Here is a 16,885-nt window from a genome sequence, read left to right as displayed (position 1 = left end):
GCCATGTACGACACGCTGATGGAACGCCGCGCCCGCCTGCTCGGGCCGATGTACAAGCAATTCTACCAGGCCCCGTTCGCGCCGGTGCGCGGCGAGGGCGTCTGGGTGACCGACGCGAACGGCAAGCGCTATCTCGACGCCTACAACAACGTCCCGCATGTCGGTCACTGCCATCCGCGCGTGGTCGAGGCGGCGAGCCGCCAGCTCGCAACCTTCAATTCCAACACCCGCTATCCCAGCGAATTGATCGTCGACTACGCCGAGCGACTCGCCGAGACCATGCCGGACCCGCTCAAGGTCTGCATGTTCGTCTGCTCGGGCACCGAGGCGAACGAGCTCGCCTGGCGGATCGCCATGGCCAATTCCGGCGGCAGCGGCGCGCTGATCACCCGCTCGGCCTTCCACGGCAATTCGACGATCATCGGCGCGCTCGATTCCTCGACGCTTCCCCCCGAGCGCCAGCAGGGCTGGGTCGCGACCGTGCCCGCTCCGGAGCATCGCGGCGTCGGCGACAAGACGCCGAAGCTGACGGCCTCCGAATACGCTGAGCAGTATCGCCGGGCCATCGCCGGCCTCGCCGAGCGCGGGCACCGGCCGGCGGCGTTCTTCGCCTGCCCGGTCTTCGCCAGTGACGGCCTCTACAGCCCACCGGCCGGCTATCTCGACGAGGCGATCGCCGAGGTCCGCAAGTCCGGCGCGCTGATCGTCGCCGACGAAGTGCAGTCCGCGCTCGGTCGCACCGGCACACATTTCTGGGGCTTCCAGCACGCCGGGATCACGCCTGACATCGTCACCATGGCCAAACCGATGGGCAACGGGCTGCCGCTCGCCGTCGTCATCACGCGCCGCGAGCTGGTCGAAGGCTTCTTGAAGACCGAGCGCTACTTCAACACCTTCGGTGGCAATCAGGTCGTCGCCGCAGCCGGCATCGCAGTGCTCGACGTGCTGCGGGACGAGGGTTTGCAGGAGAATGCGCTTGATGTCGGCGCTTATCTGCGCGATCGGCTCGCCAGGCTGATGGAAAAGGACGAGCGCATCGGCGATGTCCGCGGCACCGGTCTGTTCGTCGGCGTCGAGATCGTCAGGGATCGCGCGAACCAGGCGCCTGCGCCTGAAATCGCGCGCGCGCTCATCGAAGAGCTTCTGCAGCAGGGCGTCCTCGTCGGCATCACCGGCGCCGGTCGCAATCTGCTCAAGATCCGGCCGCCGATGATCTTTTCGAAGGAGAATGCTGACCAGTTGGTCGAAGCATTGGAGCGGGCACTTCGGCTGACCTACCCGGCGGTAGCTCCTGTGCCGCGTTGAGCTCGGTTTGAGATCGGACGTCGCCAATCCGTCGCGGCCGATCGTCGGATCGGTCCCACGATTGCGGTCAGGCGGACGGCATTGGCGGGTGGAGCCCGTCACTGCTCGATCATCCGCCGTGCAGAGATCGGTCAGTACAGCTTCAGCTCTCATGGGGATGCGGTTTCCGCTCCCGGAAAAGCATCTGTACCGAAGTCGGTTTATATGGCGAAGTCGATCTCTGGCTTGTACGCCGCCGCGCGACTCACGAGATCGGCGATAGTGGTGTTGTCGACCACCGCTGCGATCGCGTCGCGCGCCTCGCGCATGACCGAGCGGACGACGCAGGCTTCGATGTCGTCGCAGTCCCGGCAAGGCCGAAAGGCCGACTGGCTGGCGCATTCGATCGGTGCGATCGGCCCTTCCAGGGCCCGGATCACCGCCCCGACCTTGATGGCGCGGGCCGGCTTTGCCAGTGCGTAGCCGCCGCCCGGTCCCTTCTTGCTACGCAACATGCCGGCATTGCGCAGATCGAGCAGGATGGCGTCGAGAAACTTCTTGGAGATGTTGTTGCGCTGGGCGATTTCGGAGATCTGGGCGGTCTCGCCGGCATCGAGGCCGGCGAGATGGATCATCGCCTTGATGCCGTATTTGCCCTTGTTGGTCAGCACTGCCCGCCCTCGCAAAGAAGTATACTAGATCGATCTATTTTGCGGGAACTGCAAGTGAATCGGCGTCAGCGGACGTCCGGGGGAGAAAGTCCAGGGGGCCGGACCGCCGTGAGGCTGGCGGGCCGCGTCGATCCACGCCTCGATCGCCGCCGTGATCTTCGGCTCCAGCACCGGCGTGGAGTGGTTCCGGACGGGTCGCGCCGATGATTGCCGAGGTCACGAACAGGCGGCGTGGTCACTGCCGCCTTCGGCGAGGCCGGGATCAGAAATGCGCCTTTGGCTGCAGCCTCAGCGTCGTGCGCGTCGAATCCGCCATTTTCGACAGCAGCCAATCGGGGTTGCCGAGATTGAAATAGGCCTTCAGCAGGAGACGCCAGAACTGGCGCTCAGCCTGCGACGAGGGGCCGTGCTGCGCGTAGACCTTCGCGCATTCGGCGGCCGTACGGCTCCCATGAATCGCGCTGTTGTTGACGCCGGTCCGGCGGAAGCAGGCGATCGGCCGGTCGATCCGGCCATAGGGCTCCTTCGCCAGGGCCCGGCAGAACATGTCGTAGTCCCCGGCGTCCTTGTAGGCGATGTCGAAGCCGCCGAGCTCTTCGAAGAAGGTCCGGGAGAAATAGGTCGCCATGTGCATGATCGGGTTCCAGCCCAGGCAGACCAGCATGGCGGGCGTCATCCAGTTCGGAGGCGCTGCGAGGCCGCCGAGACTGTGCCCGTTCGAATCGATCCACCGGATGGCGCCGACCACCCAGCGTCGACGGCTCTCGCAATAAGCGTCGACGACGGCCGCAGCCGCGCCCGGCAGCATGACGTCGTCGGCGCCGAGAAAGCCCAGCAGTTCGCCGGAGGAGTTGAACGAGCCCTTGTTGATGGCATCGAAGATGCCGCTGTCCTTGCCCTGCATCACCCGAAGCCCATAGCTGCGAGCGAGCTCGACGGTACCGTCGGTACTGCCGCCGTCGACGATCACATGCTCGATCTCGACGCCGCGCGTCGCGTTGCGGCGCGCGGACTCGATGCATTCCTTCAGATAATCGACGGCGTTCAGCGTCGGGGTCACGATTGTCACGATCATGGGCTGGCTCCGGCGCTGAGGGGATCCGATCACACGAGACGAGGCGAGCTCATCATGTCCGGTCGCGTGGCGATGATCGGCAGCGGTGTGTCCTCCACCGTGTCGGCCTCTTCGACCACCGGGATGCGGGTCACCGAGTTCTGCATCGCCCACATGGCGGCCTGGGTGCGGTTCCTGACGCGGACCTTGCGCAGGATCGCCTTGACGTGAACCTTCACGGTGGCTTCGGCGATATCGAGCTTGCGAGCGATCACCTTGTTGGATTCGCCCAGCATGAGGCCTTCCAGAATGCTCACTTCCCGGGCGGAAAGACCCTGGAACGGCGAGCCGTCCGCTCTGCGCTGCACGTCCTGGAGGAGCCGCTGCGGCTCGACCGCGACTTCGGAGAACTGCGAGAGCAGATCGGGAGGGAAGACGGCGCCGTTGGCGATCACGACCTCCAGCGAGGTGATGAGGTCTTGCGCCGAAACGGACTCGACGAGGTAGCCCACCGCCCCGAGCTGCATGGCGCGGCGCATCAGCTCGCGGCTGTCGCGCAAGGCGAGCGCTACGATCTTGGCGCTCTTGAACTGTCGCCGGATGTCGCCGACGATCGAGCAGGACATGTCGTCGATCACGACGATGAAAAGATCGGGCGCCGCCTGGCTGTCCTCATGCCTTTGAAAGTCGAGGCTCGTGCTTCTCTGGCTCACCCGGAAGCGTGCCCCATTCAACAACTGGGTTATCCCCTCCCGAAGCAAGGCGTTGTCGCTCAGCACGGCCGTCTCGATAATGTCAGCCATTGTTACTCCCCTTTACTCAAAACAAGACTGTTGTCGCGGATGCAACAGAAGGCAAAAACTCTCGCTTTCGGTGATTTTTGTTTTGCGTAAGCCTTGGCGCAAAATACGCGCTGGCTACTCATTTGTGGGCATCAGGTGACAATGAGGGATGCCGCACCCTCGGCTCGATGGTTAATAATTAGTTCATTCGGATGTATTCGTCTTGTCAGGAAAATTACGATCCTGTCAGGAGAAACCTTACAAGAAAGAACGTGCGATGATTGCAAAAACCTCGGGTTAGGCCGGACGTATTACTTCAGGTTGTAGGGTCGACCTTGAGGATGCGGATGAGGTCCTTGGCCAGCACTGCGGCCTCTGTCCGGTTGCGTACATTGAGCGTCCGCATCAACGCCGAGACATGAATTTTCGCCGTCGGTTCGGCGATGTGCAGGGCCTGGGCGATCTCCCGGTTCGAAAGCCCGTCGGCCAGCAAGGCCAGGACCTCCTTCTGCCGGCGGGTCAGGCCGAACGGGTCCTGCTGCGAGCCGGCGCGTCGCTGCGGCGCCTCGCGAAAGCGATGCCCCTCTGAGGCGGACCCGAACGGCGTGAGGCCACGTGGGACCGCAAGGCGCCCGGCCAGAACCTCCTGGATCGCCTCGACGATCTCGTCATCCCGCTGCAGCTTCGAGATGAAGCCGTGGAACCCTTCTGCGATGTAATGGAGGACTTGATCGAAAGAGCCATTGCTCGAGATGACGACATAGCGCGTCGTCGGCGAGGCCCGTTTGAAATCCCAGATCACTTGCGGATCGGTCGAACCTGTCAGGCCCATGCTGACCAGCACGAGATGAACCGGCTGTTCCTCCATCAGACTATGCATCAGGCCGCTGAAATCCTCGGCCTCGAGAATATCGGCTTCGGGCAGCGCGGCATGCAGGATCGTGCGTAGACCGGTGCGGTAGAGCGCATGTTCGTCGGCAACGAGAATCCTTGCCATGGTCGTGCCGCCGGTCTGGTCGCCTCGCAGTTGGGAGACACAGTGCCTTGGTCAGCGCCGCACGATCGTACGCGACAACCAAATGCAGGCCTCTATCCCCAGGGACCTGTCGTACCGGGAACGGCCCTCCAAGTCGCGACGCTCTTCCGGAGGTGTCGTTGCCCGGCGCGTGGCCATTATCGTTTCGACGAGGCCAAGTTGAGTACTCCGCACAGCTGAAAAGCAGAGTTCAGAGCACCGACGGCTTAGAGCCTCCAGCAAAACCTCGACCTATCTGGATGGGTCCAGGTTTTGCTGGAGGCTCTTAGTCAGGCGCGTCAGATGTCGAGAATCCAACCATGGCTGGCGCCATATCTGATGATATCGAGGCGCGAGTGCAGCATCAGCTTCTTGCAGGCCCTGTAGCGGTAGGTTTCGACCGATTTGATGCCGAGACCGATCCGTCGGGCGATCTCCTTGTTGGAGTGGCCGACGGCGGCAAGGCGCAAGACCTGCATTTCGCGGTAGGTCAGCGTATCGGCGGCTGCGGCAGGAACCGCGCCGGCAGTCGGGCAGAGCTTGAGGATCCATTCGGCGCGGAAATCCTCCAGATCCGAATCGATATAGACGCCGCCGCTCAGGACCGTTCTGATCGCCTGCGCGACCTTTTCGTCCGCGGAGGCCTTGAGGACATAGCCGCGAATTCCGATCCGCAGCGCCTTCTGGACATAGCTCGGCTCTTCGTAATGGGTCAGCATGACGATGCGCATGTCGGGCGCCTCCTCGAGGACGCGCTCGGCCAGAGTCAAGCCACTCATGCCCGGCAGGCCCATGTCGAGGATCGCGACATCGGGGCGTTGGCTGCGGACAAGCGCGAACGCTTCGGATGCGCAGCTCGCTTGCCCGACCAGTTCGAGCTCCGGCAAATCGAGCACAAGAGCCCGCAAGCCGGCCAGGATGACCGGATGGTCGTCGACGAGGATGAGGCGCGCCGTCATGACGGAGCGTCACCATGCATTTTGCAGGCCAACGCCACTGTCGCCGTGACGATCGTGCCGGCGCCGGGGCGAGGACCAATGTCGAAGGTGCCGCCAATGTCGTCCATGCGCTGGCGCATTCCGCGAAGTCCGATGCCGGCATTCTCGCTCCCCACGCCTTGTGCGGCCTTCGCCGGGCAACCCGCGCCGTCGTCGGCGATCACCAACGACAGCGAGTGGCCGGTGAATTCCAGAAGGAGCTCGACCTTCCGGGCGCCATGTGCGTGCTTGAGCACGTTCGTCAGCGCCTCCTGAGCCACACGATACAATGCGCTTTCGACGGCGATCGGCAGAGCCTCGGGAACGGCTCCCTTCTTCCTGAAGCAGAGATCGAGCTTGCCATCGGCCGCGAACGAGGCCGCCATCGTTTCGATGGCTCGGGCAAAGCCGAGTTCCTCGACGATGCGCAGCCGCCCGCCAACGACGGCATGATGGATCTTGCGTCCGACCCCGGTGACATGCTCGACGATCTCGTCGAGGCGCCGCTTCGCCGGCCCCTTCACGCTCTCCTGCAATGCTCTCAGCTCGGCCAGGACCCGGGTCATTTCCTGCCCGGCATGGTCGTGCAGGTCCTGCGCGATGCGCTCCCGCTCATCGGCGCGGATATGGCTCATCTCGGTCTGAAGTTCGCGTGTCCGCGCCTCCACAACACGCAGCGCTTCGGCGACGAAGCAATATTGCTCGACGAGCCTCAGACGGTCGCTGCGTAGCTCGTCGAACTGCTGCTGGGCAAGGCGGCGTTGCTGCTCCGCCGTCAGGCGCCTCATCCGTTCGGCAGCCGCAGAGAAGCGCGCGTCGAGCACCGGAAACAGCCGCAACAAGAGTATGGCCGGGCGGTTTCGGGTCCGCGGGACCAGGACGTTGCCGAAGCAGCGATAGTCAACCGAGCCGTCGGCGCCGTCGAGGCTGACCTTGTCGATCAGCGGTTGGCGGGAGCCCGAGCAGGCGAGGAGATAGCTCCGCAGGGCTTCCACCCGTTTCGTGCACAGATCGAGCAACGACGGGGTTGCGCTTGCGGAATTGAGGGTCTGGCTCGCGGCACGGTTGAGCGCGCGAACGCTTCCGTCGCTGAGGGCGAGGATCGACGGCTCGAGATAGGTTTCGAGATCTAGTTCATGGCGAAGCTGCAGATGCATCATCGCGGAAGTATTCCCTCGTATCCGGGCTCAGTTCCGTTCGCTTCAGATGGAGAACCACGCGGCATCCGGCCGCGCCTTTCGCGATCGTCTCCTCCAGATCGACAGCGGCATACCCGACCGCGTTCGCGGTCAGGCGGCCGAAGATGTTCGAGGTCAGCATGCAAAGAGAAGGGTGGTTCGCAGCGGCATCCCCGAGCGGACAGGCGCAATTGCCAAAGACGATCCGCTCGTCGCTTTGCTCGATGACGGAGAATTTCCCGCCGGCGCGATTCTTCAGATCGATCAGTACCTCGATCAACTGATCGCGATTGAAATGTTGAATGCCGAGCGCGGTCTTGTAACGCTGCTCGATGTCCGCCCCCAAGCGTGCTGCGATGCCACTGACATAAGCGCATGCGTCATCGATGCCCGCGATGCTCTCCAGCAGCTCGGCCATGTCGGAGACCAAGGTGCTGAAAAGACCATGGTGATCGATGCCGATGTCGAGCGAGCCGATATTCGGCAGAGCTGCGTTGGCGACGGGTGCAGTCACGCTGGCAGACCTCCTGGATTGATAACTAATTAAGCGAGGAGTGCTGTGTGTTTTGGTTCTCCGAATTCTGTTGGTTTTCTAAATTAAAGGATTCTATTTATTATGAATGAATTTATATATTACTTATATAAACTAGAATATTTCCTATATAGGTTCAATGATTTCTATTTTTCTTAGAAAAATATTTATAGAATTTGCTATGGCGCGTATCGCGGCAGTGAATTTTAGGAACGCAAAATTTTAGACCCGATACTTACCTAGCGGAATGTGAAGCAAAAACCCGCATCTACATCCGATATAGGGTCAATATTTTTTCAGCTTGCATTCGATTTCCTATAAAAACCTTCACTAAAAAATGCCACTATGACAATAAGCCAATTCGCTGTCGGCGTAGATCGAACACGACCTCCCAACCCTGAATACGTATTTTCCTGCTGATGATAACATACTATCGGGATTTGTCTGCCAGAAATTAAATAGGACAGTCTCAAATGGTTTTTGCGAGTCTCGATTTCTAACATAAGTTGTATCTTGAGGGTTTTTTGAGGCTTGCAAAGTTCGAGTGTATTAAGTTATGAATCAATGTTGATGTAATTACGCCAATAAAATCTCATAGAATTTCTGAATTTAAATTTTAGAATGAGATTCAAGATATTAATTTATGTTCATAGTTTCCAGAATAAATGAATTATACGCTGACAGTTCGATGTCCTGATTCTTGTCAGGTTTTTGTTGTTCTTGAAGTGCATTCTGCTCTCAAAAGCTAGGCAGTGGGTAGCGCCAAAGCCCTCGTGGTAAGAAATTCGTGATCGCAGCTTCGACCCTGCGAACCTTCCACGAAATCTCGTGTGAAATGCCGAATCCTTAGGCATTGACCAAGATCGTTGTTGACGGCTGTTCACATTCGCGCGCTTTGGATTGCAGCCTCCGTTGCATCGATCATCTGGCGAGCAGGCCCGGCCGGCGAAGTCGCCGTTGCGTCGATAGCGCGACGAGCTTCCGGAGCCGCCGCCAGGCGAAGGGCAGCAAGCTTTGCTCGGCGTGATCGGCGGGTGTGCGCAGCACCAGGCCAGGGTCGATCAGCATGGTCCCGCCGGTCAGAGCAGCGAGGTGGCGATTGAAGACGAGGTGCTCGCAGATGGCGGGAGCGGCATCGACGTAGGTTCCCAGTCGGTAGATCTCGGCGCGGTAGAGACAAAGGCCGTTGAAGGTCGAGGCGCAGGTGATCTCGCGATCGCTCGTGAGCGCTTGCTGGTGCGGATAGATCCGTGAACGGAAGAAGCGATGATACTGGAAGATGTCGGATCGGCTGCGCGCTAGATCATCGAGAAGCGTCGTGAAGGACCGATGTTCATCCTCGAAGGCGAGGAGGTCGTAATAGTGCGGGCGCGAGCTCGCCGACACGCCGAAAACGCCCGGACGATCGAGTTTCGCCGCGGCTGCGAGCAAGGCGGCGGGCGAAGGCGGCTGGACGATGACGTTGTCGATGTCGAGGACGCAGACGAAGCGGGTCTGGATCCCCGATGCGTCCAGTTCGTGCTTCAGCCGCTCGCGTCCCAGAGCCATCCGCCGGAGCCGTTGCGGCTCGTCCGCCATGAACGGGGTCGGAACGAGGGTGATCCCGCCCAGCATCTGCGCACGCTGAAGCAAGGCCTGCGTTCCGTCGCTGGAGCCGTTCTCGCCGACGAAGGCCGTGACGCTGATGCCGTTGCGACGCAGGGTCGCGAGCAGTTCCAGGAAGCGCGGGATCGTGCCGGCGCAGTCCTTGGCCAGAGCCAGAATGACGAAGTCCCGGTGCATTGCTTCCTCCTGCGTTGACCCCGGCGACTTTCGAGGGCGGGCGCGGTGTCGACCCGCAGGACAGGGCTGATCGAACTGGAACAATTCCGCAATTCTTCCAATCGCGGAAATGTTCTAGGCCCTTGTCTTATCGCATTTTCTTCACGCGAACCGCTGTCCACTTCGCTCAAAAATGCTCTAGTCTGGTCTGACGACCCGGCCGTTCGCCTCCTGGCCGAGGCTGCGGAACGTTTCATAGGCGACCGGTTCGTGCCCCCAGATGAAAAACCGGGCATCGCTCGATCGACGCAGCACATAGGTGTTGCGATCGAACTGGTTCGCGCCCGTCTCGATGATCCCGAAGTTGGGGTTCGACGCGGGGACGTCGCTCGCCCCGCCGGACAAGCCAGAGCTGCCCTCATAGACGATCTCGTTGTCATGCACGGCGTTGCGCATCGTCCGGTAGAGCAGCTTGCCAGCGCCGTGTCGGCGCTTGGGCTGGTCAGTCAGCTCCCGTCCCTGATCGACGATGACGATCCCGGTGCCGCCGTCCGCCACGGTGACGGTGTTGCCGTAGACCTGCACGCCTTCCGATGCGGCGATCTGGATGCCGGCGCCCCAGACCCAGACGCTGCCCTGCTGGCCGCCGCGGCCGGTCCCATTGAGGCGAACGATATTGTTGCGGATGATCGCCTCGAAACTGATTTCGTAGAAGATGCCGGCATCCGCGTTGCGCTCGACGAGGTTGTTCTCGAACAGGACGTTGCGGCAGTCGACATCGCACCAGAGGCCCGAGCCGTAATTGTCGTGCACATGGTTGCCGCGCAGGGTCAGGCGCTCGACCTTGCCCGCCTTGACGCCGCCGGCCTCCCAGCCGGCATCGAAGCCGTAGATGTTGTTCTCGTAGATCTCGTTGCCTTCGATCAGGACGTCGGCGCCGTTCGGCGAGATCCCGAGCTGCCCATTGTGGTGCACCTTGTTGCGGCGCACGACGCTCCTCGCGCCCGTCGCGATGCCCGACCCGCTGTTGAAGCGAGCCTCGTTGTCCTCGATCAGCCAATCCGCGGCGCGGGGGGTCTCGTCGCCGAAGATCGCGCCCTGCTGGGCGGGCGTCGCATATTTCTCGACGATCAGGCCTTTGACGGTCACGCCGCGTGCGCCGCCGTTGTCGAACGCATAGAGCTGTCGCGTCCGTTCCAGGACACGGCCGCTCGGATCGTCGGCGAGATAGCTCAGCCCGGTCGCGGCATCGGAGTAGACGCGACCGGGCTGGAGATCGGCCCGGTCGACGACCGGCTCCAGTGGCTGGTCGTCGAGGAAAAAGCGTCGCGGATCGTTGCACCGGGCCCGATGCGGAAGGCAGCTGCCGAACGGTCTGACCTCGAGTTGGCCCGTGGCGGTGATCCAGAACGCTCCCTTCCGGCGGATGTCGCTGACCCGCTCGGCGCCGTTCAGCACGGCGCCGGGCTGGCCGATGAAGACCTGTCTGTCCTTCGGTGTGATCGATTGGGCGCGGTGGACGCCGGCGGCGATGCAGAAGACCGCTCCCGGAGGAGCCTTCTCGACGAGCGCCTGGATGGATGCGCCGACCGGAACAAGGATCGCACCGGGCGGGCAAGCCGCGGTCTCGGCAGCTTCGGGGCGGGAGCTGCCCAACGGCGTCGCGACCACAAGGAAGGCCAAGGCTGCGATGCGTGCGCCGTTGCGGGCCGTGCTCCTGAAGCCAGCTGGCGCGTCGACGACATGCCAGGCGCGGTAGACCATCAGCGAGCCGACGCCGATGCCGAACACGATCCAGAAGGGGATGCCGAGCATCGGCCCTTCGAGCGCGACGTCGAAGGAGGCATCGATGACGATCGAGGCGAAATAGCAGGCCAGGAAGACGAAGTAGCGCCCCCAGTCGAGGTCGCCGCGCCGCCAGGCGAGATGAGCGGCCCGCAGCAGCGCGATCGTCCAGCTGCCGATGGTCAGGAGCCACAGCGCGAGCCCGGGCACGCCGGCCCTGGCGAGGTAGGTCATGTGCACGCTGTGGGGGCTGCGCACGACCGGCCCGCCACGTTCGAGCCCGACGACGAAGCCGTCGGCCTCCGCCAGGCTCATGCCGAAGCCTTTGCCGGTCCAGAAATAGGGGCCGTGGAGCGTGTAGTCGCGGATCGCCTGCCACCAGCTCAGCCGCCAGAGCTTGGTGCCGTCGAGATTGTTGGCGGCGCTCGCGGAGGCGACGCTGGTGAGATTCTCGACCACGGCGACGGCACTGATCGGCCGTTCGCCGCGGGGCAGGTCGATCTCGAAATCGATGGCATAGCCGACGAGCATCACGAGTGTGAGGACGGCGGCGATGGCGGCGAGGCGACCGACCTGGCCGGTCAGGATCATGGCCCCAAGCAGTGGGATCAGCAGGGCCAGCATGCCGCCGCGGCTCTGGCTCGCGATGAGCAAAGCCGCGCCGAGAGAGGCGACGACCCAGGTTCGGCTGACCTTGCAGAGACCGACCACGACCAGCACGAGCGCACCGCACAGATGCGCGGCGAGCTCTCCCGAGCGCACCGAGATGATATCGATGTTCTGCCCGGGCACCTTCGGGATATGGGCGCCGAAGAAGCGCGCGATGAGATAGAGCACGATCGCGATCGGGATGAGCACGCGCGCGTGCACCCTGAAATAGCCGACGATCTCGGCGATGCGGATCGGGCGCTCGATCAACAAAGCGGCGACGATGAAGCCGAAACCGGCATAGAGGGCCACCGCGCCGTCGCGAAGCGCGTCGACCCCGTAGCTACCGAGGCCTTGCAGCGTCCGCAGCAACACCCAGGCCATGAGCAGTGCCGCGCTGATCGCCGGCACGGTGCTGAGCAGCGCCGTCGCGCTGCCGGAGACCAGGAAGGCGAGGAGCCCGAGCGCGAACAGGACCTCGCCGACGAAGAGCGGCGGCAGGCCGAGATAGGCGAAGCTCTTTCCGAACACGACATAGCCGGCAAAGCCCAGCGCCAGGATCGGCAGATAGCGATCGGTCGCCCGCCGCTCGGACGCGGCGTCGGTCGGTACTCGTAGTCGTTCTCTCACTGTCAACCCTCGATCGGCGCGGCGACCGCCGTCGCGTGACGAAGGTAATCCTCCGCCAAGCCGAAGCAGGTTGGGCATCCGAGGTAGCCATGCCGGCGAGGCTGTCCGTCCCCCTTCCTTTTGGGCAGCTCCTATGCCCAGCGCTGCCGAGAGCAGGACGACGCTAGAGTTCGGCTGACCATGCGGCCGGGCGACCAGCGATTGGGGCACTAAAGAATGCAGCGCGCGCGCGAGATCGGCCAGGGGCGCGGTCTTCCGGGACCGGGCAGGTCCGGCGACAAGGCACGGGCCAGCATGGCGGCGCGGCTTCGGGCGCTACGCGATCCGGCGCTGTCCTTTAGCGATCAGCTCTTGTCCAGCGCCTGCAATTTCCTGACGACCATCCTGCTGGCGCGGGCACTGGGTCTCGAAGCCTTCGGCCTCTACACCATGGTCTGGCTCGCGCTCTTTTTCGCGATGAGCCTGCAGCTCGGGCTGATCGTCAGCCCGATGATGAGCATCGGCACCAAGGAGGACGGGGCGGAGGCGGAAGCCTATTACACCGTCGTCTTCCTGCATCAGGCAGGCTTCGTGGTCGTTGCGACCATCGCGATCTTTGCCGTCCTGATGCTCGCTGCGGGCACAGCTTCGTCGCTCGCGGAGGCCGCGCTACCGGGGGCGATGGCGGCCGCTTCCTATCTCACGCAGGATTTCCTGCGGCGGTACCTTTTCGCCCGCAGCCGGCCCGCAGGCATCCTGCTGATCGACACGATCAACCAGACTCTCAAGCTGGGTGCGCTCATCATCCTCTGGCAGGCCGGGATGATCAGCGTCGCGAATGCGCTCTGGGTCGTGGCCGGCGCGGCCGCGATCTCGACGCTCTGCGGCCTGCGCATGTCGGGGCCGCTGCTGTGGCGGCGGGAGACCCTGACCAGCGTCACCGGGCGGCAATGGCGCTCGGCACGCTGGCTCGTCCTCACCGGTTCGGTGCAATGGGCGCTCGGGTATAGCGGGCTCCTGGTGACTGCCGGCCTGTTCGGGCCGAAGGTGCTCGGTGCCTTGCGGGCGGCGCAGAGCCTGCTCGCCGTCCTCAACGTGGTGCGTGAGGCGCTGGAGAACATCGTCCCGCCCTTGGCCGGAAAGGCCCTCGCGGAAGGCGGCATGCCGGGCCTCCATCGGATTCTCGGTCACACCATGCTCTTTGCGGGCCTGACCGGCGCCGTCGCCGTCGCCGGCCTCGGATTATTCGGTCCGTGGCTGCTGCACCAGCTCTATGGCGGCGAGATCCTCGAATTCGACTGGGTGCTCTTCTGGTACTCCTTCGCTCTCCCGATGGCGCTGATGAGCCTGGTTCTCGGCTGCGCGTTCCGGGCGCTCGAGCGCACCCGCCCCGTCTTCATGGCGACGCTCGTCGGAGGCTGCTTTAACCTGCTGGCGGTCTATCCGGCGGCACTGACCTTCGGCGTCGCCGGGCTGATCGCGGTGACCCTTCTGTCGGAGCTGGCGGCGCTCACCGTGCTGGTAGTGCTCGCGATCCGGATTCCTGGCCTGCTGGCGAGCCGGCCGGCCGGGCCGACCGGCAGTCGCGTGGTGCCGGTGCCGTCGCCATGATGCCGCTACCGCCCTCCGAAGTGCACCTCTGGTGCTGCCGGGTCGATCTCCGGGCGGCCGAGGCTGCCGAGCGGCGCGGAATCCTGTCGGATGAGGAGCGCTCCCGCGCCGATCGCTTTCATGACGCGAAGGCGCGGATCGCCTTCATCGCGGCGCGGAATTGGCTGCGGCGCGTCCTGGCGCTCTATATTCCGGTCGCGCCGCCGCAGCTGCGCTTCGGCGAGACGGCGTTCGGCAAGCCGTTTCTGGCGAACGAATATCGCGGGCGGCCAATCGCCTTCAATCTCAGCCATTCAGGCGAGCTCGCGATCGTCGCGGTCGCGGAAGGCATGTCCGTCGGCGTCGATATCGAGCGCATCAGGCCGGTCTCGGCCGATCTTCTGGCTGGTTGCCTTGCGCCGCGCGAAATCGCCATGCTCGCGGCTCTGACTCCGGAACTGCGCGAGGAATCCTTCATCCGCTGCTGGACGCGCAAGGAGGCCTGCCTGAAGGCGATCGGTGTCGGCCTCAACGGCAGCCCGTCGAGCTTCGAAGTCTCGCTCGATCCCTTCAGGGCGCGGCTGCTGGCGGTCGAATCCGACCAGGCCGAAGCCGATCTCTGGCAGCTCGCCGATCTGGAGCCGGCGCCGGGCTATTGCGGCACGCTGGCTGCGCGCCAGCGCGGCTGGTCCCCGGTCTGGATGGCCCGGCCGTAGCCTCGCAGGTGACGGGGGGAAGCCGGGTCAGCCCCGGTCTTGGCTCGTGGCTGCGAGAATCCGCTCCGCCATGGTCCGCGAGCCCGCCTCTGAGAACGCGCCCTCGTGACCTTCACCGTCCACCCAGAAGCAGGGTGTGTCCGGCGCCAGATGCGTCCCCCAGCCCAGCGTGGCGTCCGGCGGCCAGCCGGGCGGGATCGCGCCGCTCCGGAAGACCAGGACGCGCCCGTCATAGTTCGGCAGCGTGTAGCGTTGCACGAGAGCTTCGAGCTCGTCGGTCGTCCGCCAGAAGTCGGCCTCGTCCGCCGCCTCCTCGGCCGGGCGCCAGAAGAACAGGCTCTTCGCCTTCCGGATGGCGGCGGTGGACTGCAGCCAGAACGACATCCGCGTCACGAAGCTGCGCGGGCCGGCCTGCCAGAACCGCCGGGCGAAGCGGCCCGCGCGCTTCAGCCTGAACCGCAGGCGCGCAACATAGGGTTGCCGCAGGAAATAGCCCGGGGCCCAGCAATCGATCAGCGCCACCAGATCGACTTGCCTGCCGCTCGCTTCCAGTTGCCTTGCGACCTCCAGCGTGATCACGCCGGAACGACAGAAGCCCGCGAGCCGATAGCGGCCGTTCGGCTCGGTCGCGACGATCGCCTCGCAATAGGCTGCCGCGAGCTGCTCGAGCGAGGCCGGTGCGGCGCCGTTCACCAGCGGGTCGAGCAATTGCAGTGCGACGAACGGCTGATCGGGCCCAAGCTCCTGCGCCAGCGGCCGATACAGGCGTAAGTTATGGGCAGTGTGGTTTAGCGCGAAGAGCGTCGGCTGCGTGCCGGATTTCTCCAGCCAGGTGCGGCGCAGCGCCGTCGCGTCGATCACCGGCGCCAGCGCCGGAGCGGCCGGCAGCCAGAGCGGGGAGGCGACCGGCAAAGAGGTCGGCGCCGGCCGCGGCAGGCGGGCGGCCGGCTCGGAGACGAGCGTCTCGGCCAGGCGCTCGAACTGCTCCGCCAGCTCGTGCGCCGTCGCTTCGTCATAGAGGTCGCGATGGTACTCGCAGGTCAGCCGCCAGCCTTCCTCGCGCTCGACCAGGATGAAGTTGAGGTCGTAGAGCGCGCCGGGCAAAGGCGAGGGAATCCCCGACAGCTGGAAGCTGTCATTGGCGAGCTCGCCGATGAAGGCGCGCTGCACGATGAAGTTGATCGAGACCGGCGGCCGGCTGGCGTCGTCCTTGCTCGGCAGCAGCGGCAACAGCCTGTCGAACGGCCATTGGTGGTGATCGACGGCTTCCTCGAAGGTGTCGCGCGCGGCCCGGCAGAGATCGAGGAAGCTCTGTTCGTCCGAGATCGCCGTGCGCAGCACCAGCGTGTTGACGAAGGGGCCGACGATCCCTTCCAGATCGACATCGTCGCGGTTCGCCATCTGCGTGCTGAGCACGATGTCGCTGACGCCGCTGCGTTGCCGAAGCAAGGTCAGGAGAACCGCATAAGCGACTGAAAAGAAAGTCGTACCTTCCTTGCGCGCCAGATCCGCGAGGCCGGCAGTCAAGGGGCGGGGAAGCAGCCGCGACAATGAGGCGCCGTTCGTGCTCCGCGTCGCCGGTCGCGGACGGTCGCCCGGAATCTCGATGATCGGCAGATCGGTGAGCCTGTCTTTCCAATAGGCTTCCTCGCGTGCCAGCACGCCGCCGATCATGCTGTCCTCGCTGCCCTCGGCGAAGTCGGAATATTGCAGCGGAAGCTCGGGCAGCACGGGCTCGCGGCCACGGCCGAGCGCCTGATAGGCAGCGACGAAATCCTTGGCGATGAGGCCCATCGACCAGCCGTCGCTGACGATATGATGGGCGACGACGAGGATCACCGCCTCGGCGCGGCTCTTGCGCAGCAGCGTCGCCCGCAGCAGCGGCGCTTCGGCGAGGTCGAAGTGCGTGCGGGCTTCGCTCTGCGCGATGCGGTCGGCTTCTCTGCTACGGTCGGCCTCCGGCAGTCCGGAGAGATCGATCTCCGGCAGCTTGAAAGGGACGTGTTCGGTGATCGCCTGGACGGGCCGGCCGTCCTCGAGCCGGATCGCCGTCCTGAGGGATTCATGACGGTTCAGGATCGCCTGGAACGCCTCCTGCGCCAGAGAAGCGTCAAGGTGCCCACGGATCCGCCATTTGACGGCGATGTTGAGCGCCGGCGTGCCGGGGTCCCGGCTGTCGATTTCCCAATAACGCTGCTGGGCAGACGAGCACCTGGCCGTCATCACGATGCGCTCGGCTTGGCGCAACTGCGGCTCGGGCTCGCGCGTGAACTGATTGGCCAT

13 protein-coding genes are annotated in these 16,885 nt (G+C 64.0%); 3 read left to right on the top strand and 10 right to left on the bottom strand.

Translation table 11 applies throughout. The features are described 5' to 3' along the window. The first annotated feature begins 3 nt into the window (after positions 1–3). Complete coding sequence (locus BMZ69_RS02400) at positions 4–1,305, top strand: aspartate aminotransferase family protein (protein WP_210187974.1); 1,302 nt, start codon at positions 4–6, stop codon at positions 1,303–1,305. A 200-nt stretch (positions 1,306–1,505) separates the two neighbouring features. On the opposite strand, the gene BMZ69_RS02395 is transcribed toward BMZ69_RS02400, so the two are convergent. From BMZ69_RS02395 to BMZ69_RS02355, 9 genes are all read right to left on the bottom strand, one after another. Further along, positions 1,506–1,955 (bottom strand): RrF2 family transcriptional regulator, encoded by a 450-nt coding sequence (locus tag BMZ69_RS02395; RefSeq protein WP_092154391.1) that lies wholly within the window; start codon positions 1,953–1,955, stop codon positions 1,506–1,508. Positions 1,956–2,217: 262 nt separating this feature from the next. Next, positions 2,218–3,030 (bottom strand): glycosyltransferase family 2 protein, encoded by an 813-nt coding sequence (locus BMZ69_RS02390; protein ID WP_092154389.1) that lies wholly within the window; start codon positions 3,028–3,030, stop codon positions 2,218–2,220. Positions 3,031–3,059: 29 nt separating this feature from the next. Next, positions 3,060–3,812 carry a LuxR C-terminal-related transcriptional regulator gene (locus BMZ69_RS02385; RefSeq protein WP_092154387.1) on the bottom strand — a complete coding sequence of 251 codons (753 nt, stop codon included), beginning with the start codon at positions 3,810–3,812 and terminating at the stop codon, positions 3,060–3,062. Between the two features lie 295 nt (positions 3,813–4,107). After that, entirely contained in the window at positions 4,108–4,788 is a 681-nt protein-coding gene (locus BMZ69_RS32005; protein WP_092154386.1) for a LuxR C-terminal-related transcriptional regulator, read from the bottom strand. A gap of 317 nt (positions 4,789–5,105) precedes the next feature. Then, the gene (locus tag BMZ69_RS02375; protein ID WP_092154384.1) at positions 5,106–5,765 is read right to left on the bottom strand and encodes a response regulator; all 660 of its coding nucleotides are present in this window, start codon (positions 5,763–5,765) and stop codon (positions 5,106–5,108) included. Next, positions 5,762–6,943, bottom strand: coding sequence for a sensor histidine kinase (locus BMZ69_RS02370; protein ID WP_092154381.1), 1,182 nt, complete (start codon positions 6,941–6,943; stop codon positions 5,762–5,764). Before BMZ69_RS02370 ends, BMZ69_RS02375 begins: the two co-directional genes overlap by 4 nt. Then, a complete protein-coding gene (locus BMZ69_RS02365) occupies positions 6,918–7,475 on the bottom strand; it encodes a methanogen output domain 1-containing protein (RefSeq protein WP_092154379.1) in 558 nt (185 codons plus the stop codon). The genes BMZ69_RS02370 and BMZ69_RS02365 overlap by 26 nt, the downstream gene beginning before the upstream one ends. Before the next feature lie 939 nt (positions 7,476–8,414). After that, positions 8,415–9,275, bottom strand: a complete 861-nt coding sequence (locus BMZ69_RS02360; RefSeq protein ID WP_092154377.1) for a glycosyltransferase family 2 protein — start codon at positions 9,273–9,275, stop codon at positions 8,415–8,417. 177 nt (positions 9,276–9,452) lie between these two features. Next, on the bottom strand, positions 9,453–12,317 hold the full coding sequence (locus tag BMZ69_RS02355; protein WP_175506634.1) for a right-handed parallel beta-helix repeat-containing protein: 2,865 nt from the start codon (positions 12,315–12,317) through the stop codon (positions 9,453–9,455). A 216-nt stretch (positions 12,318–12,533) separates the two neighbouring features. Here BMZ69_RS02355 and BMZ69_RS02350 point away from each other — a divergent pair, with 216 nt between their 5' ends. Together BMZ69_RS02350 and BMZ69_RS02345 are read left to right on the top strand one after the other, a co-directional pair. Further along, positions 12,534–13,907, top strand: a complete 1,374-nt coding sequence (locus BMZ69_RS02350; RefSeq protein ID WP_092154372.1) for a lipopolysaccharide biosynthesis protein — start codon at positions 12,534–12,536, stop codon at positions 13,905–13,907. Continuing rightward, complete coding sequence (locus BMZ69_RS02345; protein WP_092154370.1) at positions 13,904–14,602, top strand: 4'-phosphopantetheinyl transferase family protein; 699 nt, start codon at positions 13,904–13,906, stop codon at positions 14,600–14,602. Before BMZ69_RS02350 ends, BMZ69_RS02345 begins: the two co-directional genes overlap by 4 nt. A gap of 27 nt (positions 14,603–14,629) precedes the next feature. Here BMZ69_RS02345 and BMZ69_RS02340 read toward each other — a convergent pair whose 3' ends face one another. After that, a complete protein-coding gene (locus BMZ69_RS02340; RefSeq protein ID WP_092154368.1) occupies positions 14,630–16,885 on the bottom strand; it encodes a condensation domain-containing protein in 2,256 nt (751 codons plus the stop codon).

This window comes from Allobosea sp. CRIB-10 (genome assembly GCF_900112185.1).
Classification (GTDB): Bacteria; Pseudomonadota; Alphaproteobacteria; order Rhizobiales; family Beijerinckiaceae; genus Allobosea.
This window is presented reverse-complemented; position numbering and strand designations above follow the sequence as displayed.